Origin of the sequence: Streptomyces sp. NPDC087310 (assembly GCF_044744405.1) — a bacterium.
Taxonomy (GTDB): Bacteria; Actinomycetota; Actinomycetes; order Streptomycetales; family Streptomycetaceae; genus Streptomyces.
This window is the reverse complement of the sequence record NZ_JBIUYF010000005.1, coordinates 374,309-401,306: the sequence shown is the minus strand read 5'-3', so window position 1 is coordinate 401,306 and position 26,998 is coordinate 374,309. Positions and strand designations below refer to the sequence as shown.

At 69.7% G+C, this 26,998-nt stretch carries 19 protein-coding genes and 1 tRNA gene; 14 read left to right on the top strand and 6 right to left on the bottom strand.

All coding sequences use genetic code 11. The features are described from left to right. Positions 1 to 57: 57 nt before the first annotated feature. Positions 58 to 771, top strand: coding sequence for a TetR/AcrR family transcriptional regulator C-terminal domain-containing protein (locus ACIO3P_RS21025; RefSeq protein ID WP_401852941.1), 714 nt, complete (start codon positions 58 to 60; stop codon positions 769 to 771). Here the strand turns inward: ACIO3P_RS21025 and ACIO3P_RS21020 are convergent. Continuing rightward, complete coding sequence (locus tag ACIO3P_RS21020) at positions 725 to 1,891, bottom strand: PucR family transcriptional regulator (protein WP_401788982.1); 1,167 nt, start codon at positions 1,889 to 1,891, stop codon at positions 725 to 727. The genes ACIO3P_RS21025 and ACIO3P_RS21020 overlap by 47 nt on opposite strands. Positions 1,892 to 2,121: 230 nt before the next feature. Between ACIO3P_RS21020 and ACIO3P_RS21015 the strand changes: the two genes are divergently transcribed. From ACIO3P_RS21015 to ACIO3P_RS21005, 3 genes are read left to right on the top strand one after another with little or no spacing between them, the layout of a single operon-like run. After that, a complete protein-coding gene (locus tag ACIO3P_RS21015) occupies positions 2,122 to 3,378 on the top strand; it encodes an MFS transporter (RefSeq protein WP_329825070.1) in 1,257 nt (418 codons plus the stop codon). Positions 3,379 to 3,420: 42 nt separating this feature from the next. Continuing rightward, complete coding sequence (locus tag ACIO3P_RS21010; RefSeq protein WP_329825071.1) at positions 3,421 to 4,230, top strand: class II aldolase/adducin family protein; 810 nt, start codon at positions 3,421 to 3,423, stop codon at positions 4,228 to 4,230. Positions 4,231 to 4,289: 59 nt separating this feature from the next. After that, entirely contained in the window at positions 4,290 to 5,564 is a 1,275-nt protein-coding gene (locus ACIO3P_RS21005) for a M20 family metallo-hydrolase (RefSeq protein WP_401852939.1), read from the top strand. A 984-nt stretch (positions 5,565 to 6,548) separates the two neighbouring features. Here the strand turns inward: ACIO3P_RS21005 and ACIO3P_RS21000 are convergent. After that, positions 6,549 to 6,624, bottom strand: a tRNA-Arg gene (locus tag ACIO3P_RS21000). Between the two features lie 403 nt (positions 6,625 to 7,027). On the opposite strand from ACIO3P_RS21000, the gene ACIO3P_RS20995 reads away from it, so the two are divergent. Next, complete coding sequence (locus ACIO3P_RS20995) at positions 7,028 to 7,318, top strand: hypothetical protein (protein ID WP_401852938.1); 291 nt, start codon at positions 7,028 to 7,030, stop codon at positions 7,316 to 7,318. 53 nt (positions 7,319 to 7,371) lie between these two features. On the opposite strand, the gene ACIO3P_RS20990 is transcribed toward ACIO3P_RS20995, so the two are convergent. Next, positions 7,372 to 7,620 carry a hypothetical protein gene (locus ACIO3P_RS20990; protein WP_401852937.1) on the bottom strand — a complete coding sequence of 83 codons (249 nt, stop codon included), beginning with the start codon at positions 7,618 to 7,620 and terminating at the stop codon, positions 7,372 to 7,374. A 909-nt stretch (positions 7,621 to 8,529) separates the two neighbouring features. Here ACIO3P_RS20990 and ACIO3P_RS20985 point away from each other — a divergent pair. The 6 genes from ACIO3P_RS20985 to ACIO3P_RS20960 all read left to right on the top strand — a co-directional run bounded on the left by ACIO3P_RS20985 (position 8,530) and on the right by ACIO3P_RS20960 (position 20,027). Continuing rightward, a complete protein-coding gene (locus ACIO3P_RS20985) occupies positions 8,530 to 9,990 on the top strand; it encodes an MFS transporter (protein ID WP_329825074.1) in 1,461 nt (486 codons plus the stop codon). A gap of 75 nt (positions 9,991 to 10,065) precedes the next feature. Then, complete coding sequence (locus ACIO3P_RS20980) at positions 10,066 to 12,555, top strand: glycoside hydrolase family 2 TIM barrel-domain containing protein (RefSeq protein WP_401852936.1); 2,490 nt, start codon at positions 10,066 to 10,068, stop codon at positions 12,553 to 12,555. Positions 12,556 to 12,596: 41 nt separating this feature from the next. Beyond that, on the top strand, positions 12,597 to 14,096 hold the full coding sequence (locus ACIO3P_RS20975) for a family 43 glycosylhydrolase (RefSeq protein ID WP_401852934.1): 1,500 nt from the start codon (positions 12,597 to 12,599) through the stop codon (positions 14,094 to 14,096). Further along, positions 14,083 to 16,236 (top strand): hypothetical protein, encoded by a 2,154-nt coding sequence (locus ACIO3P_RS20970; protein WP_401852933.1) that lies wholly within the window; start codon positions 14,083 to 14,085, stop codon positions 16,234 to 16,236. The genes ACIO3P_RS20975 and ACIO3P_RS20970 overlap by 14 nt, the downstream gene beginning before the upstream one ends. Before the next feature lie 139 nt (positions 16,237 to 16,375). Next, on the top strand, positions 16,376 to 18,796 hold the full coding sequence (locus ACIO3P_RS20965) for a glycoside hydrolase family 3 N-terminal domain-containing protein (RefSeq protein ID WP_401852931.1): 2,421 nt from the start codon (positions 16,376 to 16,378) through the stop codon (positions 18,794 to 18,796). A 31-nt stretch (positions 18,797 to 18,827) separates the two neighbouring features. After that, the gene (locus ACIO3P_RS20960) at positions 18,828 to 20,027 is read left to right on the top strand and encodes a family 1 glycosylhydrolase (RefSeq protein WP_401852928.1); all 1,200 of its coding nucleotides are present in this window, start codon (positions 18,828 to 18,830) and stop codon (positions 20,025 to 20,027) included. Positions 20,028 to 20,224: 197 nt separating this feature from the next. Here ACIO3P_RS20960 and ACIO3P_RS20955 read toward each other — a convergent pair whose 3' ends face one another. The 3 genes from ACIO3P_RS20955 to ACIO3P_RS20945 form a co-directional block, all read right to left on the bottom strand. Continuing rightward, positions 20,225 to 21,181: an alpha/beta hydrolase fold domain-containing protein gene (locus ACIO3P_RS20955; protein WP_401852925.1), complete on the bottom strand. Its 957-nt coding sequence runs from the start codon at positions 21,179 to 21,181 to the stop codon at positions 20,225 to 20,227. Positions 21,182 to 21,584: 403 nt separating this feature from the next. Further along, complete coding sequence (locus tag ACIO3P_RS20950; RefSeq protein ID WP_401852923.1) at positions 21,585 to 22,562, bottom strand: LacI family DNA-binding transcriptional regulator; 978 nt, start codon at positions 22,560 to 22,562, stop codon at positions 21,585 to 21,587. Between the two features lie 165 nt (positions 22,563 to 22,727). After that, positions 22,728 to 23,735, bottom strand: coding sequence for a Gfo/Idh/MocA family oxidoreductase (locus tag ACIO3P_RS20945; RefSeq protein WP_329825081.1), 1,008 nt, complete (start codon positions 23,733 to 23,735; stop codon positions 22,728 to 22,730). On the opposite strand from ACIO3P_RS20945, the gene ACIO3P_RS20940 reads away from it, so the two are divergent. The 3 genes from ACIO3P_RS20940 to ACIO3P_RS20930 all read left to right on the top strand — a co-directional run bounded on the left by ACIO3P_RS20940 (position 23,698) and on the right by ACIO3P_RS20930 (position 26,951). Beyond that, on the top strand, positions 23,698 to 24,999 hold the full coding sequence (locus tag ACIO3P_RS20940; RefSeq protein WP_401852921.1) for a LacI family DNA-binding transcriptional regulator: 1,302 nt from the start codon (positions 23,698 to 23,700) through the stop codon (positions 24,997 to 24,999). The two genes, ACIO3P_RS20945 and ACIO3P_RS20940, sit on opposite strands and share 38 nt — an antisense overlap. Before the next feature lie 211 nt (positions 25,000 to 25,210). After that, positions 25,211 to 25,585 carry a hypothetical protein gene (locus ACIO3P_RS20935; RefSeq protein WP_329825083.1) on the top strand — a complete coding sequence of 125 codons (375 nt, stop codon included), beginning with the start codon at positions 25,211 to 25,213 and terminating at the stop codon, positions 25,583 to 25,585. A gap of 124 nt (positions 25,586 to 25,709) precedes the next feature. Continuing rightward, the gene (locus ACIO3P_RS20930) at positions 25,710 to 26,951 is read left to right on the top strand and encodes a cytochrome P450 (RefSeq protein ID WP_401852919.1); all 1,242 of its coding nucleotides are present in this window, start codon (positions 25,710 to 25,712) and stop codon (positions 26,949 to 26,951) included. Positions 26,952 to 26,998 lie beyond the last annotated feature (47 nt).

Below are 26,998 nucleotides of genomic sequence, written 5' to 3'. Positions count from 1 at the left end.
GGCGCCCGGACACCGATCCGGCCGCCGCGCCACGACCCCGCGCACAGGAGGCCGACCATGAGCGCCCGAGGCACCGGCCGAGGCAGACGTCTCGGGCTGACCCGGGAGAAAGTGACCGAGGCGGCCCTGAAGCTGATCGACCGCGACGGCCTCGACTCCTTCTCCCTGCGCCGGCTGGCCACCGAACTCGACGTCGAGGCCATGTCGCTCTACAACCACGTCCCCAACAAGGAAGCCCTCCTGAACGGCGTGGCCGAACTGCTGCTCGCCCGCATCGACTTCTCCGGCGCGGACACCGGCACCTGGCAGGACCGCATCCGGGCCCACGCCCTCGCCTTCCGCGCCGCCGCCCACCAGCACCCCAGGGCCTTCCACCTGGTCTGCGTCCGCCCCACACAGTCCCCCGCGTCCCTGAAGTCCATCCGCTCCGCCCTGGGCGCCCTCACCGAACTGGGCCTCACACCCGAGGAACAGGTCCACGCCCTACGCGGCTACGTCGCCTTCATGTCCGGCTCGATCATGCGCGAACTGGGCTCCGCCATCACCGCGGGCACGGTGGACCCCGGCCAGGTACGACACCGGATCGACGAGATCACGGCGACGGAAGACCCCCTCCTGTCCGCCGCGGCACCCCACCTGGCCGTCAGCGACCACGACGTGGAGTTCCACTACGGCATAGAACTCCTGATCGCCGGCCTGGCGACCCGGGCGGGAGTCCCGGCCCTCACGCCAATGCCACCAGCGCCACAGCGGCCTGATCGGGGACGGTGACGTCGAGGCCGGTCAGTCTCTGGAACCGTCCGAGGCGGTTGAGCACGGTGTTGCGGTGGCAGTACAGCCGCTCGGCGCTCGCCGACAGGCTGCCCGTCGCCAGGTAGGCGCGGACCGTCTCCACGATCACCTCCCGTTCCGACTGGGGCACCGTGCCGAGGCCGGCCAGCAGGGCGTCCGAGAAGCCGTGCCGTTCGTCGAGCCGGCTCTTTGTCACGCGGGCCCATGCCTGTGCCAGGGTGACCAGCCCGTTCTCGTCGGGCCGTAGGGTCCGGCAGATCTCGAAGGCCGTCGCGGCGGCCCCCGGCACGGCACCGAGACCCGCGACCTCAGGCACCAGGCCGCCGGCCATCCCCCGCGACTGCTGCAGTTGCCGCAACTGCCGGTCATGCTGGTCACCCGACCGGGGAGCCGGCCACAGGACGACCACTCGTCCGGGCTGGTTCAGAACGAAGAGCTGCTCTCCGAGCGTGGTGAGCTGAGCGGCGGCGCGGTGAGCGTGCTGCGAGGCCGCCGCATCGGCGACGACCACGCGAAAGGTGGCATCGGCGTCGACGCCCAGGGCGCGCGCGATGTTCTGCACGTTCCGGGGCGACCGGCCGGCCGGGCCGAGGAGCTCCGCCAGGTAGGTGAGCTGCTCGTCCCGCGTAGCGGCGGCCATCAGAGCCCGTTCCTCCAGGTAGCTCTGCTGGACGGCGCGGGCGTAGTCGTCGACCACTGACCACAGGTTCTCGACGTGCAGGGCCAGTACGGCCATGTCGCTGTCCCGGGCACGGTCCAGCATCGCCGACCAGATCACCCCGAAGTCGAGCCGCACCGCGGCGACGAGGTCCTCCCCGGGCACCCCCTGGCGTGCCCGCAGCCGCCCCAGCTCGCCGGGGAGCGAGCTCAGATGGGTCGTGGTGGAGTCGGTCGCGACCGCGCTGAGAATCAGCGCCAGCGAGCTGTGCGCCGACTCCTGCAACTGTTCTTCGCTCACCGGGCCGGCCCGGTACCCGGCAATGCCCTCCACCCTTTCCAGAAAGGTCTCCACCAGGGCGTCGACCTCATGGGTCATGGCGGAGACCAGTTCTCGCCAGCGAGGCAGGGACTCCCTCTTGCGGTCGGCCAGATCCTTCATAGGAAGCTCCCATGGAGATGCCCCGAGGTTGTGCATATGCACAAGCATCTTGTTGTTATCAGAGACAGACTGCAATGTTCGGAGGGCGCGGCCTCGGGTCGAATGGATGTCATCCCCGACGTTCGGCCCGCCTTCCCCCGGAGTTCACCGTGAGCGACTCATCAACAGCCGCCGTTTCCGCCTCCGAGCCGACGGATACCACGGCCGCGGACCGCGCTGTCGCGCGTCGCGTGGCCGTTGCGGCATTCGTCGGCACCGCCATGGAGTGGTACGACTTCTTCCTGTTCACGACGGCCGCGGCGGTCGTGTTCAACGTGCAGTACTTCGTCTCGGACAACGCTCTCACCGCGACCATGGCGTCGTTCGCCACCCTCGCCGTCGGTTTCGTGGCCCGCCCGCTGGGCGCGCTGCTCTTCGGTTGGCTCGGTGACCGTGTCGGCCGCAAGACCGTGCTGATGACGACGATCATCGGCATCGGGGTGGCCACCGTACTCATCGGCCTGCTTCCCACGTACGCCTCCATCGGCCTGGCCGCCCCCGTCGTACTCGCCGTCCTGCGCGTCCTGCAAGGGCTCTGCGTCGGCGGTGAGTGGGGCGGGGCGGTCACCATCGCCGCGGAGAACGCCCCCGCCTCCTCCCGTGCCGTCTACGCCAGCGTCCCCCAGCTCGGCTCGCCCGTCGGCACGATCCTCTCCTCGGGCGCGTTCTTCCTCTGCTCGGTCCTGCTCACCAAGGAGAACTTCGACGCGTGGGGATGGCGTGTGCCCTTCCTGCTGGCCCTGCCCATGCTCGCCGTCTCGGTCGTGATCCGCCGGCAACTGGAGGAGTCCCCCGCTTTCAAGGCCCTCCAGAAGGAGGAGACGGTCGCGGAGGCGCCCCTGCGGCAGGTCTTCCGCCGTGACTGGCGGCAGTTGCTCATCGGCGCCGCGGTGATGTTCGTCGGAGCCGGCGGCTTCTACCTCGTCACCACCTTCGTCATCAGTTACGGCCAGCGAGTTCTGGGCCTCAGCTCCTCCCTGCTCCTGCTCGCCACCGTCATCGCGGCTGTCGTCGAGATACCGGTCATCGTCTCGGGCGGGCGCCTCGGACAGCGCTACGGCTCCAGCCGCGTCGTGATCGGCGGTGCGCTGGCCACCATGGCCCTCGCCTTCCCCGTCTTCTGGGGGATCGGGACGGCGAACCCGGTCATCGTCGTCGTGGCCATCACCATCGGCGTCGCCGCTGTCTCCTACCCCTACGCCGTCGCCGGAGCGGTCCTCACCAGCCTCTTCCCGGCACAGGTGCGCTACAGCGGCGTCGCCGTCTCCGCCAACTTCGCCGGCCTCCTCAGCGGCTGCGTCCCGCTGATCGCGACGGCCATCCTGACCAGGACCGGCGACACCCTGTGGCCCAGCGCGGTCATCCTCACGCTGATCGGATGCATCGCTCTCGCCGGTGGCCTGCTGGCCCCGCGGTACAGCGTCGCCGAGACCGGCCTCAAGCACTGAGGCGTACGCATCCGCCCACCCACCGCTCAGGAGGAGTCAGTCATGACCACGGCCACTCCCACCAGGCGCGGCGCGCCGAGTCCGGCCGCCGCCTCGCCCGACGAGACCGAGTGGAACCTGCGGGTCGAGCTCGCAGCGGTGTACCGCCTCGTCGCCCACTTCAAGATGACGGACCTCATCTTCAGCCACATCTCCCTGCGGCTCCCCGGAGACGAACCGAGGTTCCTCATCAACCCGTACGGCCTCCTCTTCGAGGAGATCACCGCGTCCGGTCTGGTCGTCGTCGGCCTCGACGGCGAACCGGCCTCGCCGGGTGAGCACCGGGTCAACCCCGCCGGCTTCGTGATCCACAGCGCCATTCACCAAGCCCGGCCGGACGCCCACAGCGTGTTGCACACGCACTCGCGGTTCGGCTGCGCGGTGGCGGCACAGAAGGGCGGCCTGCTCCCCGTCAACCAGATGTCGATGGAGTTCTACGGCCGGACCGCCTACCACGACTACGAGGGCGTCGCCCTCAACGACGACGAGAAGGCCCGCCTCGTCGCCGATCTCGGCGACAAGGACGCGATGATCCTGCGCAACCACGGCCTGCTCACGGTGGGAGAGAGCGCGAGCCGTGCCTTCCTGCGGATGTTCTACCTGGAGCGCGCCTGCGAGATCCAGATCGCGGCCCAGTCCGCCGGACAGGACCTGATCCTTCCGTCGCACGAGATCGCCGAGCACACGGCCCGCCAACTCAACAACGAGCATCCGTCCGGCGCCGACGACCACGACAACAGCGACAACTGGGACCTGGCCTGGGCCGCGCTGCGGAGGCTCGCCGACCGCATCGCCCCCGACCACCGGTCCTGAAGCCCGTCGGACCTGTCGGCACCCGCACCCGCACCCGCACACCCCGAAGGGCCATGACCATGAGCAACTCCCGTACGTCTTCGGACAAGCACGCGCACGACACCGCCTTTCTGGAGGACTTCGCGACCCTCTCGGCGTTCGGAGCGACGCCCGGCGGAGGCGTCGACCGGCAGGCGGCCACCGCCGCAGACGGCGAGCAGCGTGCCTGGCTGCACCGGTGGCTCACCGACCGCGGTTTCGAGGTCCACTACGACGGTGTGGGCAACCAGTTCGGCCTCTTCACCGTCGCCCCGGGCGCGCCGTACGTTCTCAGCGGCTCGCACCTGGACAGCCAGCCGCTCGGCGGTCGCTACGACGGCGCCTACGGCGTACTCGCCTCGGCCCACGCCGCGCACCGGGCCGTCCAGCGGTGGAACGCCTCGGACGAGACACCGCGCTGCAACGTGGCCGTCGTCAACTGGTTCAACGAGGAAGGCTCCCGGTTCAAGCCGAGCATGATGGGCAGCGCGGTCTTCGCGGGGAAGCTCCCGGCCGAGACCGCACTCGCGACGACCGATCCGGCGGGCATCACGGTGGAGACCGCGCTGCGCGCGATCGGGACGATCGGTGACCACACCGGACCCGAGGTGGCCTCGTACGCCGAGATCCACATCGAGCAGGGCCGCGACCTGGAGAACGCGGGGACCACGATCGGCCTGGTGGACTCGACCTGGGCGGCCCGCAAGTACCAGGTGGTGGTCCGCGGCGAGCAGTCACACACAGGATCGACGATCATGGCGGATCGCCGCGACGCCCTGCTCGGCGCCTCGCTCCTGGTCGTGGCCGTGCGCGAACTGGCCGAACGGAGCACGGACACGCCGCTGCACACCTCGGTGAGCGAGATGACCATCCTGCCCAACTCCCCGGTGGTGGTGGCGCGCGAGGTACGCATGCACGTCGACCTGCGGTCGCCCGACGAAGCCCTTCTCGACGCAGCGGCCGAGAAGCTGGCCGAGTCGATCCCCGGTATCGAGGAACGCGCGTCCGTCACGATCGAGCAGGTCCAGACACACGGGTGGGGCGTGGCGCCGTTCCCGGCGCCCGGGGTCGAACTCGCTGCCCGGGCAGCCGACGAACTGGGGCTCAGCCACCGGACCGTCATGACCATCGCGGGTCATGACTCGGTGAACATGAAGGACGTCGCACCCGCGATCATGCTCTTCGTACCCAGCGCCGAGGGCGTCTCCCACAACGAGGGCGAGTTCACCCAGGACCGGGAGATCTGCGCCGGCACCGATCTGCTGGCCGAGGTCCTCCACCGGCTGATGGCGGGCGCCCTGAGCAACCCGCGGTGACACAGCAGACGGCCGATGCGTGTCCGACCCGTGCCGCCTTCGTCGGCCGGCCAAGGTTTATCCGAGGTTTCCCCAAGGCTCGTTCGACACGCTGGCCGTGGTCGGCGACAGGGCGCTTGGGCTGCTGTCGCGGTCGGACAGTGAGGAGACCGTATGAAGAAGTTCGTCATGGCCGCCGGGAGTGCGACGGGGGCTCTGATCCTGGCCGTAGCGGGAGCGACGTCGGCGTCAGCGCACGACGGGACTGTTTCGGGTCCCAACGCGTGCGGGACGAGTCGGCTTCAGTCGTGTGGTTGGGGCGGCACCACCGGTGGCCACCAGTGGGTCTCTGCCTGTGATGGCGTGGCCGACGGGTACGGCTACCGGGTCGACTACGAGCTGGCGAACGGGGCTACGGGCAGCGTCAGCGACAGCAACGGCTCCGCAGCCGGTTGCGGGAACCGGAAGGTCGGCACGGCCACCAACACGGTTGTCTGGCTTCAGCCCTGCAACTCAACTCTGGGCATCTGTGGTCCGATCGTCCGAGCCTGACTGCCTTCCGCGTAGGGCGGCATGGCCGAGGGGCCCCGTCCGATGGGCGGGGCCCGAGGTCTGTGGCGGTAGGTGGGCACGCCGAGCGCCCCTTGAGTGTGAGGCCCGCTTCCTGGCCGAGCGGGCTGAGGGTGGAGGCGCACTTGGACCTCGTTGAGGTCGACGAGGGCGCGGCCGGCCTTGTCGTTGTCGTGGCCGTGCGGCAGGAGGGCGGCTACGTCCTTCGCCACCCGGACCGGCCACGCCGTCGAGCCGCGCAACGTCTACCGCTCCTTCACCCGCGTTGCCGAGTCGGCCGGCCTGCGGGTCGTCCGGCTGCACGACGCCCGGCGCGAGGCGATCAGCCACATGGACCGGCTGTTGAAGGCGCCCCGGTCGTGCCTGACCGCTGCCGTTGATGTCAGAGGTGGATGTCAAAGGCCCCGGACCATGATCGGTCCGGGGCCTTTTGGCTGGTGCCCTCGGCAGGATTCGAACCTGCGACACCCGCTTTAGGAGAGCGGTGCTCTATCCCCTGAGCTACGAAGGCGGGGATCTGTCGAAAAGCGTGTCTAAAACCTGGCCTTAATCAGGCTGGGCTTCGAGCTTGCTGCTGACAGGGTCATGGTGGGCCGCTGAAAGCCCGGCCACCGCAGACAGTGTAGCGGGTGGGGTGCGATCCGTAGGGGGGTGCCTGCGGGGGACTCGTCGTGCACCGGGGCGGTGCGCCGCCCGCGCAGGGGCTGGAAGTCAGGGGGTGGTGATCAAGCCTGTCCTCGCTCGGGTGACGGAGTTGTTCAGCCAGGCGAACCCGATGTAGACGAGGAGACCTGCCGTGGCTCCGTAGACTGGGACCCCTTTTGTATGGATAACACTGATCAAAGCGCGAATGTGTGGATTCGCTGTCCTGGCGGAATCCTTTGAGCCGAGCCGGCCGGAGTATCGGGCGGAATTTGGCGCAGGTGTTCGGTGCGGTTGAACCGTCGTCGGCCTGTGGTGGGATCGATCTGACGGTCTTCTTCGGTTTCGTCGACACGAATGCGAACGGTGTGCGTGCTGACGGCGCGGGGGATCGTGACGCGGTGGTAGAAGCGTGTCCGCTTTCCTTCCCGGTACTCGAGTTCCTCTACCGGCGGCGGGGTGTAGTGGGTCTGTCCGTCGACGGTGATCCGGCGCAGACATACGCGGGCTTCGGCGACGTAGAGGTCGTGGGCGCAGGGGCCCTTTTCGTAGCGCTGCGGTGACTGGGGCGGGAGTCCTGAGTGCTGGGGAGTGAAGACGGGCAGGCCCTCGGCGATCAGTGGGGCGCGGTGAACTCCGCGCAGGGTGGTGTCGTAGGTGGCGGCGCGCAGGCGGCTGTGCAGTTCCAGTACTCCTGCGCCGACAGGCGGGTCAGGTCCGCCAGCGGTACCGGCGGCAGCAGCAGAGTCAGCAGGTCGTCGTTCCCGTGTCCGGTCTCCGGCGGAGGGGCTGCTGGTTGTTCGCGGCGGGGCGGCGGCACCTTCGCAAAGACCGGTTCCTCCTGCTCCTTCTGCGGGCTGGCCACGTTTTCCTCTTCCGCCGTGTTCTCGTTGTCAGGGCCGGCCGCGGCCTGTTGCCGGGGCGGAGTTTCGTGCTCGGTTCCGGACTGGTCCTGGGCCCTGTTCTCGAAGAGGGCGTCCTGCCCTGCTTCGGCTCCGGCCGGTGAAGCACCGGCTCGCTGGTCGCTCTGCCCCTGTTGGGCAGGTAGTACGCGCCTTCGTACCAGCTCAGAAATCCGTCTCCGTCCGGGACGACCATCCCCACCGCGAGGGGAAGGTCCAGGAGCACCTGGGCTTGCCGGATGCGGTGCCGGTCTGCGCGTGCCGCCTGCAGCAGTTTGACGACCAGCCCCTCGCGGGTCACCGGTCCACGCCCCGTCCGCCCGCGCACGGCACGCCCGAACCACTGGCCCCTCCACCACTGGTGAAGAGCCTCCAGCCCGGCCCGCCTGCTCTCCTTGAACCTGGTGCCGTCACCCGGCGGTGATCCCGGCCCCTGCGCCGCTCCCTCCTGTGGAGCGGGAACGCGGTGGTCCGTCAGGAGCACCCACAGGCCGCGAAAGCCGGAAACCGGGCTACGCGCCCATACCGGTTCAGATGACCAGCCCCCTTGGCCCGGACGATTCCGAACTACCCGCGTCGGCGGCGCTGTGGGTCGGCACCAAAGTCGCTTGTTACCTGAACGTTACGAATCCATGACTTGTCGCTGCCGCGTCGGCGGATCTAGCTTACTAACGCGCATCACTAACGCGCATCAGTGCCACGCATTGGATTCCGTCGATTCCCTCCGACGGTGACATGCCCGCTTCGGCTGCCATCACGAGTGGTGCGTCGAGGAACTCGACCGACTCGGGCACGCACCCTCCGACCGTCCGGTCACGCAGCACCTGCAAGGACTCCTCCCGCTCCGCTTCACGCAGGAAAGGCCGCCGCCAATGCCCGACAGGAAGACCGCCCCACAACCCACGGAAGAACCGGCCCGCTTCGGCGTGCGCCACGCGCTCGTGCTGATGGCCCTTCTCCTGACGGTCGCGCTGAATCCGATCGTCGGCCTGCTGAGCGGCAACGCGCAGGCCGAGATCGCGATCCACTTCCGTACCACCGAGCTCGCGTGGTTCACCCTGATCGGCGCGCTGGTCGGCACGTTCATGCTGCCCTTCGTGGTCAAGGCCGCCGGGATGTACGGCAAGAAGCGTGTCATCGTCATCGTCACCACGTTCGGCCTGGTCGGTGACCTCATCGCGGCCTCCGCGACGAGTTTCGACATGCTGCTCGTGGGGCGGGGCATCGCGGGTGTCTACGGCACGGCCGCGGCGGTGGCCTACGCGGCGGCCCGTGATGTGTTCCCGCGCCCGCTCGTGGGGCCGGCGAGCGCGCTGCTCGCGGGCAGCGTCGGCATCGTCGGTCTGGGAGGCCCGTTCCTGTCGGGGTGGCTCATCGACACCTGGGGTTTCCGCGGCGCCCTGTGGTTCATGGTCGCCGCCACCGCCCTGAGCCTGGTGATTCTGTTGGCCTTCCTGCCCGAGAGCCCGGTCCGCGAGGCGCGCGTCAGGATGGACTGGCTGGGCGCGATCCTGCTGGGCGGTGGCCTCACCGCGATCGCCTACGGGGTCGGAGAGGGCTCGGAGTGGGGCTGGACCAGCGGTGAGTTCCTCGCCTTCCTCGCCGGGGGCCTGCTGGCGCTGGCCGCCTTCGGGTTCGTCCAGACCCGGGTCGCCAACCCGCTGTTCCCGATGTCGCTGCTGGCCCGGCGCCAGGTCTGGACGGTCCTGCTCGCCACCGGGGTGTCCGCAGGGGCTCTGTACTCCGTGGGCATCGTGATGCAGCTCCTCGCGCTCATGCCGAAGATCCCCACCGTCTCCGACGGCCTGGGCTGGTCGGCGACGCACAACGCCCTGGTCACCGCTCCGGTGAGCGTCGTGGTCATCGTGGCGGCCGTCGGCACCGGAATCCTGGCCCGCCGCGTCGACCCGCGGCTCCTGCTGGGTGCCGGCGGGATCCTGACCACCATCGGGTACGGCATCGGGGCCGAGTTCCACTACACAGCCGGTCAGATCGTGTCCTGGGGCCTGATCAGCGGGATCGGGATGGGCATGGTGATCTCCAGCGTCCCCATCCTGATCATCTCGGCGGTCTCCCCACAGGAACAGGCATTGGGCAACGGCGCGCAGAACATGGTGCAGGGCACCGCGCAGGTGGTCATCTCCCAGCTCGTCTTCGTGGTGATGGCCAAGGACGGCAAGGTGATGCACGGTACGCAGTTCTACAGCGACTCCGGCTTCAGCACCGGGTTCTGGCTGGTGGCCGGCTGCTGTGCGGCCGGGACGCTGCTGGTGCTGCTGATCCCGAAGGCCAAGAAGCTCGACGAAGTCGAAGCGGGCCAAGCGGCCGCTTGATCCCGATGCCAGGGTTGGCTCCTTCTCGCCGGAGCCGACTCTGGCAGCACTGGTTCTCGAAGTGAGGAAGTTCCTTTGATCCGCGTTTCCTTCAACGACGGCTGGCAGTTCAGGCCGAAGGTCAATCCCTTCGCAGAGTTGGGGGGTCACTCGGTTCCGTACCAGCCGGTGACCGTGCCCCATGACGCGATGCTCGGGCAGGAGCGAGTCGCGGCCGGCGGCGGTGTCGGTTCGGAGAACGGTGCGGGTGCCTATTTCCCCGGCGGGACCTTCGAGTACCGCAAGACCTTCTCGGTGCCCGAGGAGTACCGGGGCCGACGGATCGTCCTGGAATTCGAGGGCGTCTACCGTGACGCCACCGTGTATATCAATGGCGACTACGCGGGTCAGCGCCCCTTCGGGTACGCGCAGTTCCTCATCGACGCGGATCGTTTTCTGCGGTTCGGTGAGGACAACGAGATCCGTGTCGAGGCCCGGAGCCACCGTGACTCCCGCTGGTACACCGGGGCGGGGATCTACCGGGACACCTGGCTGCTCGTCGGCGGTCCGGTCCGGATCTCACCCGACGGTGTCCGGGTCACCACTCCCGACATCGAGCGGGAGCTGGCGGTGGCCGAGGTCGCGACCAGGGTCGAGAACGACTCGATCGCGATCCGGACGGTTGATGTCCGCACCGAGATCCGTGACGGTGCCGGGACGGTGGTCGCGAGCGACGTATCGCGGATCACCGTGCTGCCCGGTGAGCCCGCGCTCTGCCGTCAGCGCCTCTACATCGACGACCCCGCCCTGTGGGGCCCGGACTCACCCAACCTGTACGCCGTCGGCGTGACCCTGAGAGACGGCGACGGCGAGGTGGACACAGAGACCGTGAGCTTCGGCATCCGCTCCCTGCGCCTCGACCCGCGGCGCGGCCTGCGCATCAACGGCGAGACCGTGAAGTTGCGTGGCGCGTGCGTCCATCACGACAACGGGGTCCTGGGTGCGGCGACGTTCGCCCGCGCCGAGGAGCGCCGTGTCGAGATCCTCAAGGCCGCCGGGTTCAACGCGATCCGCATGTCCCACAATCCGATGAGCAGGGCGATGCTGGACGCCTGTGACCGGCTCGGCGTGCTGGTCGTGGACGAGGCGTTCGACGTGTGGACTTCGGGCAAGAGCGAGTTCGACTACAGCCTGAGCTTCCCCGAGTGGTGGGAGCGCGACATCGAGTCGATGGTCGCCAAGGACTTCAACCACCCCAGTGTCGTTCTCTATTCGATCGGCAACGAGATCCCCGAGACCGGCTCGGCCGTCGGCGCCGCACAGGGGCGCGCGCTCGCCGAGAAGGTGCGCGCGCTGGACGGCACCCGCTATGTCACCAACGCGGTGAACGGGATGCTGGCGGTGCTGGCCGACCTGGCCACGCTTCGTGAGCAGACTGCTGCTACGGCCGACGAGGGCGCCGGCATCAACACCCTCATGGCCGATCCGGGGGAGATGATGAACGCGGTCAGCTCCTCCGAGCTGGTCTCGCGGCGGACCGCCGAGTCGTTCGCCCTGCTGGACGTCGCCGGCATGAACTATGCCGAGAGCCGGTACGCCCTGGACAAGGACCTCTTCCCCAACCGGATCATCCTGGGGACGGAGACCTTCCCGACCCGTATCGACGGCAACTGGCGGCTGGTCGAGCGGTACGGCCATGTCATCGGGGACTTCACCTGGACCGGCTGGGACTATCTGGGCGAGGTCGGCATCGGCCGGCCCCAGTACCTCACCCCCGACTCCCCGCGGCCGTCTTTCGTCGCTCCGTATCCGTATCTGCTGGCGGGCTGCGGCGACATCGACATCACCGGGCACCGGCGCCCCGCCTCCTACTACCGTGAGATCGTCTTCGGTCTGCGCGCCGAGCCCTACCTGGCGGTCCGGCGTCCGCAGTATTACGGGCAGACCGCCGCCTCGACCCCCTGGGCGTGGAGCGACACCGTCTCCAGTTGGACCTGGCCCGGATTCGAGAACGAACCGATCGCCGTCGAGGTCTACAGCGACGCCGACGAAGTGGAGCTGTTCCTCAACGGCCGCTCCCTCGGGCGCCGGCCGGTCGGTGCGGACCACCGCTTCCGTACCGAATTCGACACCGTCCACGAGCCGGGCGAACTCCTCGCGATCGCCTACCGGGACGGCGCCGAGAGCGGTCGCGCGGCCCTGCGCTCCGCCACGGGCCAGGCGCTGCTGCGTGCCGAGGCCGACCGGCCGGTGATCGGGGCCGCGGACGGCGATCTCGCGTACGTCACCCTCACCCTGACCGACACCGCCGGCACCCTCCACACCGGCGCCGACCGGCCGGTGAGCGTCGAAGTCACCGGGGACGGCGTCCTCGCCGGATTCGGCAGCGCGGACCCCTCGACCGAGGAACGGTTCGACGCGAAGGAGCGCCACACCTATCAGGGCCGCGCCCTCGCCGTCATCCGCCCGACCGGGACGGGCGAGATCCGCCTCACAGCCGCCGCCCCGGGGTGCGAACCGGCCGAAGTGACCGTCACGGTCGCCGCCGCCACCGCCGATGTCACCGCCGATGTCACCGTCAAGTAGACCGCAGGACAACAACGCGCCCCGGTAGTGAAGGTGACGTCATGAGCCACACCCCCATCCTCTCCGGATTCCATCCCGACCCCTCCATCTGCCGTGTGGGCGAGGACTTCTACCTCGTCACCTCGTCGTTCGAGTACCTCCCCGGTGTGCCGGTCTTCCACAGCCGGGACCTGCTGCGCTGGGAGCAGATCGGGAACGTGCTCGACCGCGAGGACCAGCTCGTCCTGCCCTCGGGGCAGGGCAGCGGCGGTATCTTCGCGCCGACCCTGCGCCATCACGGCGGACGGTTCTGGATGATCACGACGAACATGGCGGACGTCCGCGGCGGGCACCTCATCGTGAGCGCCGAGGACCCTGCCGGGCCCTGGAGCACCCCGGTGCGTACCACCGGCGCGGTGGGTATCGATCCGGATCTCGCCTGGGATCTCGACGTCACCTGCCATCTCACCTGGGCGTCGGGCCGGCCCGGGAGCCCGATCCGGCAGGTGACGATCGATCCGAGCACCGGTGTGCTGCTCTCCGAACCCAGGGCACTGTGGAGCGGAACCGGCATGGCCCACCCGGAAGCCCCCCATCTCTACCGTCGCGGTTCCTGGTGGTATCTGCTCATCGCCGAGGGGGGCACCGAGCGGGGGCATTCGGTGTCGGTGGCACGTTCACGGTCCATCACCGGTCCCTTCGAGGGAAATCCTGCCAACCCGGTTCTCACTCACCGCAGTTCGGGCCACCCGGTGCAGAACACCGGTCACGCGGACTTTGTCGAACTCCCCTCCGGGGAGTGGGCCGCGGTCCATCTGGGCGTGCGCCCTCGTGGCACCAGTCCCGGGTTCCATGTCAACGGACGGGAGACGTTCCTCGCCGCCGTCCGCTGGGAGGACGGCTGGCCGGTGTTCGACGAGGAGCACCACAAGGTGCCGGAATCCGGCAGCGGCTTCCTGGACGACTTCACCGCACCGGCCCTGCACCCGCGCTGGATCTCGCCCGGCATCCACCCCAGGCGGTTCGCCACCCCTTCCCAGGGCGGCGGTGTGGCACTCACGGCGGCCCCGCGGGAGACCGGCGCCCGGCATCTGCTGGGGGTGCGCGCCAAGGACGCGGAGTGGGAGGCGAGCGCCGTCGTGGGCGGCGGTGACGTACGCCTGGTGCTGCGCCTGGACGACACGCACTGGGCCGCCGTGGAGAAGCGCGGCGCCTCGCTCGTCGCCCGCGTGGTCATCGGCGGACTGGACCATGTGCTCGCGGACGTTCCCCGCCCCGGACACAGCGCGGTGACGCTGTGCGTCCGCGCCGTCGAACCGAAGCCCGGGTCCCCGTACGCGGCCGGACCCGACCTGATCGAGCTGGGTCACCTGGACGACGGAGGGTTCCGGCGGCTGGCCCAGGTCGACGGGCGCTACTTCTCGACCGAGGTCGCCGGAGGCTTCACCGGCCGCGTCATCGGCATCGAGCCCCTGGCCGGTACGCGGGTGGTACGGAGCTTCCGATACCGCCCGGGACGCGACAGCGGTGAGGGAGCACCCGGCGGCAATGGCCCCACCTGAAACGAACCCGACCGAGGTGACCATGATGAACTCGATCGACCGTGAATCCGTAGTACGCCGCCACACCGTCGAGCTGACGGAGGCCGACGCGTCCTGCGCCCTCACCGTCGGCAACGGCGACTTCGCCTTCACCGCCGACATCACCGGCATGCAGACGTTCACGGCCTTCCACGACCAGGCCGCCGCCCACGCCGAGCGGCGGCTCGCCGTGCACACCGCGACGATGTCGACCTGGGGCTGGCACTCGATGCCCAACCCGGACGGGTTCGTGCTCGCCGACGCGATGTCCCGCTACGAGACGGCGCGTGGACCGGTCGAGTACCCGGACAGGTTCGACATGGCCGCGATGTTCGGCGGTGAGGTTCCCGAGGAGTACCGCGCCGGGACCTGGCTCCACACCAATCCGCACCGGCTCGACCTGGGGCGCATCGGTCTCGTACTGCGGGCAAGCCCGGACGCGGAGCCGGAGAGCGACCCGACGGCGCTGCGCGACCCGCGCCAGCGGCTGGACCTGTGGTCGGGGGTGCTCACCAGCGTCTTCGAATACGCCGGGGCAGAGGTACGGGTGACGACGGTCGCCGATCCGCACCACGCGCGGGTCGCCTTCCGTATCGAGTCCGAACTGCTCGCCCGTGGACTGGCCGGGGTCGCCGTGAGGTTCCCCTACGCCAGTGACGGCTTCTTCACCACCTCCGACTGGTCGGCGGCCGACCGGCACACCACGACACCGGAGCGGCTCGACGAACGCGGCTGCCTCCTGCGCCGGGTGCTCGACGACAGCGCGTACACGGTACGCCTGGACTGGTCGCAGGGCACCCTCGCCGCGATGGACGACCCACATGCGTACGAACTGACCAACCATGGAAGCACGTTGGAGATAGTGGCGGGCTTCAGCCCCGAGGAGGGGCCGGAGTTCGGACGCGACAGCTTCGAGACGATCTCACGTGCCGCGTCGGCCTGGTGGCGCGCCTTCTGGACCTCGGGCGCGGCCGTCGACTTCGCGGGCAGCACCGATCCGCGGGCCGCGGAACTGGAACGCCGGGTGGTCCTGTCGCAGTACCTGACCGCGGTGAACTGCTCGGGCACCCGGCCGCCCCAGGAGAGCGGACTCGTCACCAACTCCTGGCAGGGGAAGTTCCATCTGGAGATGCACTGGTGGCACGCCGCGCACTTCCCCGCCTGGGGACGGCCCGAACTCCTCGAACGCGGCCTGGACTGGTACCTGTCGATCCTCGACACCGCACGCGCCACCGCTCGGCGGCAGCACTACGAGGGGGCCCGCTGGCCCAAACACGTCGGCCCGGACGGCCGGGAGAGCCCCAGCGACATCGGGGCCCTGCTGATCTGGCAGCAACCGCACCCGCTCCACCTCCTGGAACTGCTGCACCGGGGCAGCGACGCGTCGGAGCGCGACCAGCTCGTATCCAGGTACGCGGAACTGGTCGAGGAGACAGCGCTGTTCATGGCCTCCTTCGTGGAGTACCGGGACGGCCGCTACCACCTGCCCGCACCCCTGGTGCCCGCCCAGGAGTTCTACACCGCGGCGACCACCGAGGACCCCACCTTCGAACTGGCCTACTGGTGGTGGGGCCTGGAGATCGCCCAGCGCTGGCGCGAACGCCTCGGTCTCCAACGGCACGAGCAGTGGCAGCAGGTCCAGAACGGTCTGCCGTCTCCGCACCAGGACGGGGGCCGCTACACGGCGATCGCGACGGAACCGTATCTGCGCCGCGACGACCATCCCTCGATGCTGTGCGCCCTGGGTGTGGTGCCCGCGACACCGCTGATCGACGCGGCCACCATGGAAGCCACCCTGCTGGACGTCCGCGACCACTGGGAGTGGGACTCCGCGTGGGGCTGGGACTTCCCCGCCATGGCGATGACCGCGACCCGGGTCGGCCGCCCCGATCTGGCCGTGGACGCGCTGCTCATGGACACCCCGAAGAACCGGTACCTGGCCACGGGCCACTGCCCGCAGATGGGCAGCGTGCTGCCGGTCTACCTCCCGGCCAACGGCGGCCTGCTCGCCGCCGTTTCCCTGATGACCGCCGGGTGGGAAGGCGCCGACGCCGACTGCCCCGGCTTCCCCGACGACGGCGGCTGGTCCGTACGGCACGAGGGCTTCACTGTCTGGCCCTGACCGAGCGCAAGAGCTCCGGGCGGGTCATCACGGCCGACAGTGCCCTCGTCCGTATCACCTCCACCCTGACGAACGTCGACGGGCCGCTGAACCCCGGTCGAAGCCACCTGTCCCCCTCACGTAGGAGAGCCTCATGTCCATGTCCACCCTTTCCCGGGGGCCCGAAGCCATCTCGGAACTCGTCGCCAAGCTGACGCTCGAACAGAAGGTCGCGCAGCTCACCGGTTTCGGCGTAGCGGAGCTCTTCGTCCGGCGAGCCGGTGGCGCCGCGGCCGCCCCCACCCCTGATCCGAGTCTCGTATCCGCGCTGCGTCCGCACGGGGTGGGGCACCTGTCGATGGCGTGGTTCCTCGGGCACGACGCCGAGAGCCTGCGCCGGGACCTGGCGGCCATCCAGGACGCCGTCCGGGAGACCTCACCGTTCGGCATCGGCGCCCTGGTCCACAACGAGGGCATCAGCGGCTTCCTGCACGTGTCCGGCTCGCAGTTCCCCACCGCCTGGGCACAGGCCGCGACCTGGGACCCCGCTCTGGTCCAGCGGGCCGCCGGGGTGACATCGGCGCACATGCGCCACTCCGGCGTCCAACTGCTGTTCTCGCCGGTCATGGACATCAACCGCGACCCCCGGTGGGGCCGGGTGCACGAGACCTACGGGGAGGACCCGGAGCTGGCGGCCCGGTTCTCGGTGTCGTTCGTCCGTGGCGTGCAGGGCGCGGACCAGGAGAACGGTGTCCTGGCGACCGGCAAGCACTTCCTGGGCTACGGCGCTTCGGAGGCCGGCCTCAACACCGCGATCACCCAGCTGGGCCGGCGGGCGCTTTCCGACGAGTACGCCGAGCCGTTCCGCCGGGCCATCGCCGCGGCGGGGCTCGCGGTCGTCATGAACTCGTACAACGAGATCGACGGCGTCCCGGCCGCAGCCAGCCGCTGGCTGCTGACCGAACTCCTGCGCGGACAGCTCGGCTTCGACGGCCTGGTCGTCAGCGACTACGACGCGGTGAATCTGCTGAGGGTCGCCTACCGCACCGCCGTGACCGAGGGGGACGCCGCCCGGCAGGCGATCACGGCGGGCCTGGACGTCGAACTGCCCGGCAATGTGAACTTCTCGGCGCTCGCCGACGAGGTCAGGAGTGGCCGTCTCGACGAGAGCGTCGTCGACACCGCGGTCTCCAGAGTCCTGACGACCAAGGCCCGCGTCGGACTCATCCCCGCCTTCACCCCGCCCCCGCCCGCCCGCACGACCCCGGTACCCCCTACTGCGCTCCCTGACCCCGAGGAGGCTGCCGGGATCCGGCGGTCGATCGCGGAGCGCGGCATGGTGCTGCTCGCCAACGACGGTGTGCTGCCGCTGACGCCCGGCGCGCGGCGTATCGTCCTGGTCGGTCCGGCGGCGGACGAGCTGCGGATCCACTTCGCGGCCTACACCTCCGTCGCCGCCCGGGAGATGCCGATCGGGATGCGCGCAGTCCGGGAAGGGAAGGTCGCCGGCGTGGATCCGGAGACCTTCGTCTTCACCGACATCTTCCAGACCCGGATCCCTGGCCTCGACCCCGTCTTCGAGGAGCAGACCCGGAAGATCCACCCCGACGCGCCCACCGTCCTCGACGCGCTGCGCCGACTCGACCCGACGGTTCACTTCGCGCCGCTGGGCCGGTTCGCCGCCGACGCCGGCGAAGCCCTGGACGCGGCGGCCGTACAGCAGGCCGTGGAGGGCGCCGACCTGGTCGTCGCCGTCGTCGGCGAACGCACCGGATGGGTGGGTGCCAACACCGCCGGGGAGGGCCAGTCGACCGCCGTACCGGCACTCCCCGGAGACCAGGAGGAACTCCTCGCACTACTCGCCGCGACGGGAAAGCCGCTGGTGACCGTCGTCGTCTCCGGCCGTCCCCTGCTCCTTGAGCCGGTGGCGCGGGCTTCCAACGCCGTCCTGCTCGCACCGCTCCTGGGCGAGGAGGCCGGCCCGGCCATCGCCTCGGCGCTCTTCGGCGAGGCCAACCCGAGTGGCAAGCTGCCGAGCACCTTCCCCCGGCACCTCGGGCAACTGCCCCTCTACCACGGCCACCACCACGGCAGCGGATACGGCCACCCGACCGGCACCCGCCACGGCTACGGAGACCTCGACCAGCAGGGACCGCTGTACGCGTTCGGCCACGGCCTGTCCTACACGTCCTTCTCTCTCGCCCTCGACCTGGACGGGCAGGAGGGCCCGGCTGTGGAACTGGTCGGCGGTACGGTACGAGCCCGCGTCCGCGTGGCCAACACCGGCCCGGCCGACGGCGAGACGGTCGTGCAGCTCTACGCGCGTGACGAGGCCGCCTCCGTCGTCCGCCCCGTCCGGCAACTGATCCAGTTCCAGCGGATCGCCCTGGCCGCCGGCGAAAGCCGCCGGATCGTCCTGGAAGCCCCGGTCGAACGGCTCCACTACACACTGCCCGACGGCCGCCGCGGCATCGAAGCGGGTGACGTCACCCTGCTCGCCGGGTTCGCCAGTGACGACATCCGGTGCGACGCGACGATCACCGTCGAAGCGGGCATCGCCTGCGGCGCCAACGCGTCCTGACCCACCGGCTCAAGCAGGAAGGACCTCGACGATGACTCGACTCGTATCCGGCTTCCTCTGGGGAGCGGCGACCGCCCCTCACCAGGTGGAGGGCAACAACATCAACAGCGACTGGTGGCAACGTGAGCTGCGTACTCCCGGTATGGAACGCAGCGGCGACGCCGTCGACAGCTACCACCGCTACGCGGAAGACATGCGGCTGCTCGCCGACGCGGGACTCAACAGCTACCGGTTCGGCATCGAATGGGCCCGTGTCGAGCCGAACCCGGGCCAGATCTCCCGCGCCGCACTCGCCCACTACCGGCGCATGATCGACACTGCTGTCGGGTTCGGCCTCACCCCGGTCGTCACCCTGCACCACTTCACCGGCCCCCGCTGGTTCGCCGAGGACGAAGGCTGGCTGGGCCCGAAGGGCATCGAACGCTTCAAGACCTACGTCCGGTCCGTGACCAGCATCCTCGGCGGCGTCGAGTGGGTCTGCACCATCAACGAGCCCAACATGCTGGCCCTCATGGTGTGGATGAGCGACCCGGTACGGTCGGCCGCGGCCAGGAAGCAGATGGTCACTCCGACCGTCGCGGACGCCGAGTACCCCGTACTGCCTGACCCGGACCCCGAAGTCGGGCTACGGCTGGCCGAGGCACACCACGCCGCCCGCGAGATCCTCAAGCGCGAGACGGACGCCAAGGCCGGATGGACGGTCGCCAACCAGGCCCTCACCGCCACCCCCGGCAACGAGGCCAAGCTGCGCGAGGTCCGGTACATCAAAGAAGACCTCTATCTGGAGGCGGCCCGCGGCGACGACTTCATCGGAGTCCAGTCGTACTCAAGTCAAACCGTCGACGAGAAGGGCGTCGTCCCACATCCGAACGCCCCGGACAACACCCTCACCGGCAACGCCTACCGCCCCGACGCGATCGGGATCGCGGTACGGCACACCTGGGAGGTGACCGGCGGCGTCCCGATCCTGGTCACCGAGAACGGTATCGCCACCGCCGACGACGACCAGCGCATCGCCTACACCTCCGAGGCCCTGCGCCACCTGTTCGCGGCCGTCGACGACGGCATCGACATCCGCGGCTACCTGCACTGGAGCGCCCTGGACAACTTCGAATGGGGCCACTGGAAGCCGACGTTCGGCCTCATCGCCGTAGACCGCGAGACCTTCGAACGCAAGCCCAAACCGAGCCTGGCCCGGCTCGGCGACATCGCCCGCCGCGGCCACCTCTGACCGGCGGGGCCACGAAGCCGAACAGCAAGAAGACGTGAAGGGCCCGGGATCACCACGATTCCGCCAGATGCCTCAGGGCTCCGTGAGCACTCACCCCGCGAGCGGAGCGGGGCGCCGATGAGAACGTGTCGCCTGAAACGTGAAACGCGCGTGCCGAGGCCGCTCTCCGCGACCTCGGCACGCGAACATGCCGTCGGCTACTGAGCCGACGGGAGCGCCTTCGCCTCGCCGAGCGCCGTAGCGAAGAAGGCGAGCGACTCATCGATCTGCGGCAGGTCCGCGACGAAGTTCAGATGCCCATGGAGCATCCCGTCGGCCAGAAGGGTGGCCACCGGCACGCCGGACTCGTCCAACTGGCGTTTGAGAAGTTCCCCGGACGGACGCAGATCGTCGTACTCGGACAGGACGATGTGCGTGGGAGGCAGGCCGTCCAGCAACGTCCCACCCGGAAACGCCTCGGCCGGCAGGTCGCTGATCCGCCCGACGAAAGTGCGGACCATGTGCTCGATCACGGGCGGGGCGAGGCGTGCCATGGGGTCCTGGGTGCTCAGTTCGGCGGCGGCCGACGCCTCGAGCGCCGGGACGGGGAAGTGCACGAACGGGTAGGCCAGCAGCAGCGCATCCGCGGGCCGGCCGCCGTCCCGGCCGCGCAGCGCCGTAGCGAGGGCGAGTGCCGCCCCTGCGCTGGCGCCGCCGATCCCGATCGGCACGTGGCCGATTTCCTCGGGCAGGCCGTCCGTGGACAACCAGGTCCAGACCGCGTGGACGTCGTCGAGCGGGAGCGGATAGCGGACGGACTCGTTCGCCAACCGGTAGTCCACCGAGACGACGAGCGCGTCGGCACGCAGAGCGAGTTCTCCGCAGACCATGTGCGCTTCGGGCATGTCCAGGTCGCCCGCCACGAAGCCGCCGCCGTGCGCCCACAGCAGCGCCGCGGTGAGGCGGCCGTGGGCAGGACGGTAGGTGCGCACCGGGACGGGCCCGTGCGGACCGGGGACGTCGATGTCCTCCACCACGACATCCGGACTCGTCCACACCTTCTGACGGCGGCCGAAGTCCTCCAACGCCACTCGGGCTTCCTGCTCCGAGGTGGCACCTGCCATCGCAGCGCGCAGCCGTCCGTAGTACTCGCCGAAGAAAGGATCTACGGGCACACCGGACTCCTTCGGCTCGCTCCGTCCACGGACGCTTCCAGGATCCGGTGGGCCTCGGGGCGGGCAGGTCGGCTGTCGTCAAACAAAGTACTGACCATCGTGTCCCTGTCGTTGATGTCGTCGAGCGGCGGACGGCCGTCAGGACTCCCGCTCGTGGAGCGGATTCCTGTGGGGACGCGGTATGCGGCGGGCTCCGGCGAGTTGAAGGGCCTGCGGTGCGGTCCGGCATGGTTCAGCGCTGTCCGGCGCCACACCAACCCGAACTAACGCCCGTTAGTGACCATGATGCCACCGCGGTGGGCCCATCGGCCAGAGCTCCTGGCAACAACGAAGGAATCACGGCGTGATCGAGGGACGCTCGGCATGAGGGCGCCCAGACACTTACGGAGCCGCCCCTGCCCGGTCAGGTGGTGGAACGCTCCACGAGGAGCGGGTTGATCGTCTCGGAGGCCGACTGGGTTTCGCGGCCCGCCAGTCCTTCCACGATCACTTCGGCCCGGCGCCGGCTCACCTCGTGCAAGGCGAACGAGACGGTGGTGAGCGGCGGGGCCGCCAGACGGGCGGTGGGGGTGTCGTCGACCCCGATGACGGCGAGATCGGCGGGGGCGGCGAGGCCGTGCTCGCGCATGCCCGCCAGAACCGCGATCGCCGTGTCGTCGTTGAAGGCGCACACCCCGGTGACGGATCGCGCCGTCCACTCGGCCACCGCCCGGGCCGCGGGGGCGACCTCCAGGTTCGTACTGGCCACGACGGGCGGGGCGATCCCGGCCGCGGCGCAGGCGTCGGCCACGCCGAGCAGGCGGTCTTCGGCCATCGGGCGCAGTCCGCGGTTGTCGGGCATCGCGTAGCCGAGGCGCCGGTGTCCCCGGCCGATCAGGTATTCGGCCTGCAGCCGGCCGACCGGCCGCATCCCGTGCGCGTGGTCCATCCGGAACGGGAACACGAACTGGGCGCCCGCGCTGTAGAGCGCCCGGATGGTGGCAGGGTCGAACGATTCGAACCCGACCACCGCCGAGGCGTTGACGATCGCGCACACCTCCGGCAGCGGTCGCCCCCGCGCTCCCGACAGGTGGGTGACCAGTGTCAGGCCGTGTTCCGCCAGCGCGGTCGCGAGTTCCTCGATGAACCGGCTGATGCCCGCGCCGATCGGCATGGCCGGCAGCGAGAGCAGGACGATCTCGCTGCGACCGGCGGCGAGGGCCCGCGCGGAGGAGTGCGGGTGGTATTCGAGGCTCCGGGCGGCTTCGAGGACCCGGCGCCTGGTCTCCTCCGGGATCGTCTGGCCGGGCTTGTCATTGAGGACGAAGCTCACGGTGGTCCGGGAAACGCCTGCGACGCGGGCGACGTCAGCGCTGGTGGCACGCTTGGCGGGTCGGTCCATGGCCCTCTCGCAACAGGGGACGCCGATCTCAATGGCGTCGCACCATGATAACGGCTGACCCCAACGCGCGTTAGCTGTGACGTTGGGCAACGACCGCCGCCGTCGACTGCGGCCCTGCTGTCCATGGCCCCAACGACGGTGGCCGTTCGCGACCGGCGTCCTGGTTCACCGGCCGGGGAAGCGCAGCCCGATCCCGGCTCGTGCGGCGTCGAGGGTCCGCATCACCGACACGGACTCGTCCAAGGGCATGACGTCGCTCTCCAACTGGCCTGCCCGCAGCCGCTCGTGCACATGCCGGACCTGGTGGTGCAGGCCCCCGCCGGCAGTCACCTCGGCGTCCCCGTCACGGGCGGCGGGCAGGCTCAGGTGCTCGGTGACGCCTCGCGTCCGGACGACGAGTTCGTCCGGGCAGTGCATCAGGAAGGGCAGTTCGATGTGGCCGTCGGTGCCGGTGATCCGGCCGGTGCAGGCGAGTTGCGAGCGCATCGAGGCTTTGGCGATCGCCATCGCACCGCTGTCGTAGCCGGACAGGACGGCGGTCTGGTCGTCGACCCCGGTCACGCCGAGCTTTCCGGTCGCGTCGACCCGGTCGGGCTCGCCGAGCAGCATGCTCGCCAGTGACACCGGGTACACGCCCAGGTCGAGAAGGGCTCCGCCGCCGAGGGCGGGATCGGACATCCGGTGGGCGGGATCGTACGGGAACGGGAATCCGAGGTCGGCCTCGACGGACAGCACGGTACCGACGGCTCCGTCGGCGACCAGCTCGCGGAGCCTGACGTAGGCGGGCAGAAAGCGGCTCCACATCGCCTCCATGAGGAACAGCCCGCGCTCGCGGGCCGTGGCCACCATCTCGGCGGCCTGCCCGGCGTCCAGCGCGAACGGCTTCTCGCAGAGCACCCCCCGACCCCCGTTGAGGAACAAGAGGGTGTGTTCGTGGTGGTGGGAGTTGGGTGATGCCACGTAGACGAGGTCGACACCGTCGTCGGCGGCGAGTTGTTCGTAGGAGCCGTATCTGCCTGCCTCAGGGATACCGAACTTCTCGCCGAACGCCTCGGCCTTCTCTCTGCTACGCGAGGCGACGGCCACCAGCCGCGCGTCCGGCAGCCGGGTCAGGGCGTCGGCGAACCCGTTCGCGATGCTGCCGGTCCCCGCGATGCCCCAGCGAAACGACATGAAACCCCCGGTCCTGATTGCGTACAGCACGGGATTTCCGCACCACGCACATGTTGACGCACCAGAGGTAGCGCGCGCTACCTTCTGGGTGGAGCCAAACCTTGGAGCAGGGCGGCGCCGGTGCGGGAGGGGTGAGAGGAATCAGCGGGGAGCTACGCTCGCACAAGCTGACGGGCTGGCATCATGGCGCCTGGAGTGTGCGCGAAAGCGGTGGTTCGGAGGGACCGCCTGCGGAACGACCTGGTGCGGCGGAAGGGGGACGGCGACGGTGTCGGACACGTCGATGCCCCGACGCCCCACTGCCACGGACGTTGCCAGGGAAGCCGGGGTGTCCCGTGCGACCGTCGGGTTCGTCCTCAATCACACGCCGGGCAAGACCATTTCGCGGACCACGAGCGAGCGCGTCCGGGACGCGGCAGTCCGCCTCGGCTACCGGCCCAACAGCGCCGCCCGGACGCTGGCCGGCGGACGCAGCCGGATCGTCCTGCTCGTCCTTCCGGACTGGCCCATGGAACACACCCTGCGCGACTACGTGGAGGAGGCGGCTCTCGTCCTCGAAGACGCCGGCTACTCCCTCGTCACCCACACCCGCCGGTCCGGCGGACGGGTCCGGCCACTGTGGGAGGCGCTGCACCCCGACTTCGTTTTCGGCCCCGACCGCTTCACGCCGGACGAGGTCGCCTCGATGCGCGACTGCGGTATCGCGAGGATCTTCCCGGACCCGGCCCAGGGGGAGCCCGCAGACATCTCCCTGGCGGTCAGCGCCGGACCGCGGCTACAGGTCCAGCACCTCTACGACCGCGGCTGTCGAAACCTGGCCTACGCCACCTGGGACGCCGTCCGCCCGCCGTTCCTGGCCGAGGCCCGCCACCGTGCGGCGCAGGCCCACGCGCACTCCCTCGGTCTGCCGCCCCTCGGCCTGCGGAACACCGACCACCGTGACGGTTCCGCCGACCGTGCCGTACGCGAGTGGCGCGACACGGGCGTCACCGGCGTCGTCGCGTTCAACGACGAGGTCGCCGCCGCGGTCGCGGGGGCCGCCGTCCGTGCGGGCATCCGGATCCCGGGCGAACTCTCGGTCATCGGCCACGACGACACCCCTCTCGCCGGCATGTTCGTCCCCGCCCTGTCGAGCATCCGCTTCAGCACAGCGGCCCTGGGCCGCCTCTTCGCCGACCTCGCCCTGTACGAGCTGGACGGCCACCCGCTGCCACGCCGGAGGGCTGCGGACAACGCGACCCTCGTGCACCGCGAATCCACCTGACCTACCTACGGAACCTTCCGTCGGGTTTCTTGTGGTGCCGCCGAGTTGAGCGGCATGCCATGAACAGGGCGGGTCTGTCGGATGCTCCTGGGGGCCGGTGGTGTAGCTGGCTACACCACCGGTCGGGGAGCCCGGTCCGCTGCGCCGTCGGGCCGGCGCAGACATCGTGGAACGCAGACATTCCCAGCCCCCCACTCCAAAGGAAATGTCCATGAAGTCGTCCCGCTCGATTCTCATGTCGACGCCGGTCCTCGTCCTGCTCTTCCATCTGGGCCTCGCCGCTTCCCTGGCCTCCGGCACCCTTCTGGACGGCATGCCGAAGCATCTGGCCACCCTCGGCGGGATGGTCCTCTCGACCGTGACAAGTGCTCTCCTCATGAAGCGAGAAGCGGTCAGGGCGTTCTTCATGTCCAGGCCGACGCTCTGGTTCCTGTTCCTGTTCAACGCATTCGTCGCGGTGATCCTCCCGATGGTTCTCGACGGCACGAAGGGGATCCTGGCAGCCGTCGTCATGGGTCTCGTCTCGCTCGGCGCGGGCTCCGGCCTCCTCCGGAGCCCGCGGAAGCAGGTTGCCGGCGGTCTGTGACCCTGCGGCCCGGCGAATCCTGGGCGTCATACGCACCGGTCGACCAGCCTCATCAGCCAACTCCGGCAACACACCATCAGCCACGGCCCGGTCCCCCGGACCGGCTCACCTGTAAGGACATGCCATGACCGAGACGGAAACCGACGTCACAGCCGCTGACCCGCGGCGTCCCGAGTATCCGGGAGAGCGTTCGGGGCAGTGCCCGTTCGCTCCGCCGGCTGAACTGCTCGCCCTCCACCACGAGAAGCCCGTGTCACGAGGCCGGATCTGGGACGGCAGTACCCCGTGGCTGATCACGGGCCACGCCGCACAGCGCGCGATCCTGTCCGACCCGCGGGTGAGCTCGGACGAGAAACGGCCCGGATTCCCGCATCCGACCGAATTGATGGCCGAGACGGTCGACAGCCGGCCCCTCACGATTTTCAATGCCGACGGGGCCGACCACCTGCGGATCCGACGGACGATGACGAGCCCGTTCACCCGTAACCGCATGGAGAAACTGCGGCCGGGCATCCAGCGGTTCACCGACGAGCTCATCGACCGGATGCTGGCGGGCCCGAAACCGGCGGACCTGGTCACCGCGCTGTCGCTGCCGCTGCCCTCGCTGATGATCTGCGAGCTGCTCGGCGTGCCGTACGAGGACCACGACTTCTTCCAGGAACAGGCCGCGATGGCGACCCAGAGGTACAAGACCGAGGAGGAAAGCCACTCGGCCGGGCAGGCTCTGGGCGGCTACCTGGCCGGGCTGCTCCAGGCCAAGATGGAGGAACCGGCCGAGGATGTGCTGTCCGACTTCGCCGCTCGGGTCAAGGCGGGCGAGATCACTCTTCCCGACGCCACCATACTGTCCATGGTGCTGCTGATCGCCGGTCATGAGACGAGCGCGAACATGATCACGCTGGGCACCGCCGCGCTCCTGGAGAACCCGCAGCAGTTGGCGCTGCTGCGCGATACGGACGACCCGAAGACCGTCGCGAACGCGGTCGAGGAACTGCTGCGTTACCTGACCATCGCGCACCTCGGGCAGCGGCGGATCGCCCTGGAGGACATCGAGATCGAAGGTGTCACCATCCGGGCCGGGGACGGCATCATCGTCGCGCTGCCCCTCGGCAACTGGGACCCGGCGGCATTCCCCGAGCCGGAACGGCTCGACCTCACCCGCCCCGAGGCGCGGCGACACCACGCGTTCGCCTGGGGCGCCCACCAGTGCATGGGCCAGCAGCTCGCCCGCATCGAGCTCCAGGTCGTCTTCGGCACCCTGTTCCGCCGCGTACCGACCCTGCGCCTCGCCGTCGACCGTGACGAACTCAACTTCAAGGGCGACTCACTCGCGTACGGCGTCTACGAGCTTCCCGTGACCTGGTAGGGCCACAGGACTGCGGCGACCGCGCGGAGAGCACCGTACGGTCGCCG

Excerpts from the sequence above, each read along its gene's own strand:
- ACIO3P_RS21025 (WP_401852941.1), top strand. The coding sequence starts at position 58 with ATGAGCGCCCGAGGCACCGGCCGAGGCAGACGTCTCGGGCTGACCCGG.
- ACIO3P_RS21020 (WP_401788982.1), bottom strand. The coding sequence starts at position 1,891 with ATGAAGGATCTGGCCGACCGCAAGAGGGAGTCCCTGCCTCGCTGGCGA.
- ACIO3P_RS21010 (WP_329825071.1), top strand. The coding sequence starts at position 3,421 with ATGACCACGGCCACTCCCACCAGGCGCGGCGCGCCGAGTCCGGCCGCC.
- ACIO3P_RS21005 (WP_401852939.1), top strand. The coding sequence starts at position 4,290 with ATGAGCAACTCCCGTACGTCTTCGGACAAGCACGCGCACGACACCGCC.
- ACIO3P_RS20985 (WP_329825074.1), top strand. The coding sequence starts at position 8,530 with ATGCCCGACAGGAAGACCGCCCCACAACCCACGGAAGAACCGGCCCGC.
- ACIO3P_RS20975 (WP_401852934.1), top strand. The coding sequence starts at position 12,597 with ATGAGCCACACCCCCATCCTCTCCGGATTCCATCCCGACCCCTCCATC.
- ACIO3P_RS20970 (WP_401852933.1), top strand. The coding sequence starts at position 14,083 with ATGGCCCCACCTGAAACGAACCCGACCGAGGTGACCATGATGAACTCG.
- ACIO3P_RS20965 (WP_401852931.1), top strand. The coding sequence starts at position 16,376 with ATGTCCACCCTTTCCCGGGGGCCCGAAGCCATCTCGGAACTCGTCGCC.
- ACIO3P_RS20960 (WP_401852928.1), top strand. The coding sequence starts at position 18,828 with ATGACTCGACTCGTATCCGGCTTCCTCTGGGGAGCGGCGACCGCCCCT.
- ACIO3P_RS20950 (WP_401852923.1), bottom strand. The coding sequence starts at position 22,562 with ATGGACCGACCCGCCAAGCGTGCCACCAGCGCTGACGTCGCCCGCGTC.
- ACIO3P_RS20940 (WP_401852921.1), top strand. The coding sequence starts at position 23,698 with ATGCTGCCGGTCCCCGCGATGCCCCAGCGAAACGACATGAAACCCCCG.
- ACIO3P_RS20945 (WP_329825081.1), bottom strand. The coding sequence starts at position 23,735 with ATGTCGTTTCGCTGGGGCATCGCGGGGACCGGCAGCATCGCGAACGGG.
- ACIO3P_RS20935 (WP_329825083.1), top strand. The coding sequence starts at position 25,211 with ATGAAGTCGTCCCGCTCGATTCTCATGTCGACGCCGGTCCTCGTCCTG.
- ACIO3P_RS20930 (WP_401852919.1), top strand. The coding sequence starts at position 25,710 with ATGACCGAGACGGAAACCGACGTCACAGCCGCTGACCCGCGGCGTCCC.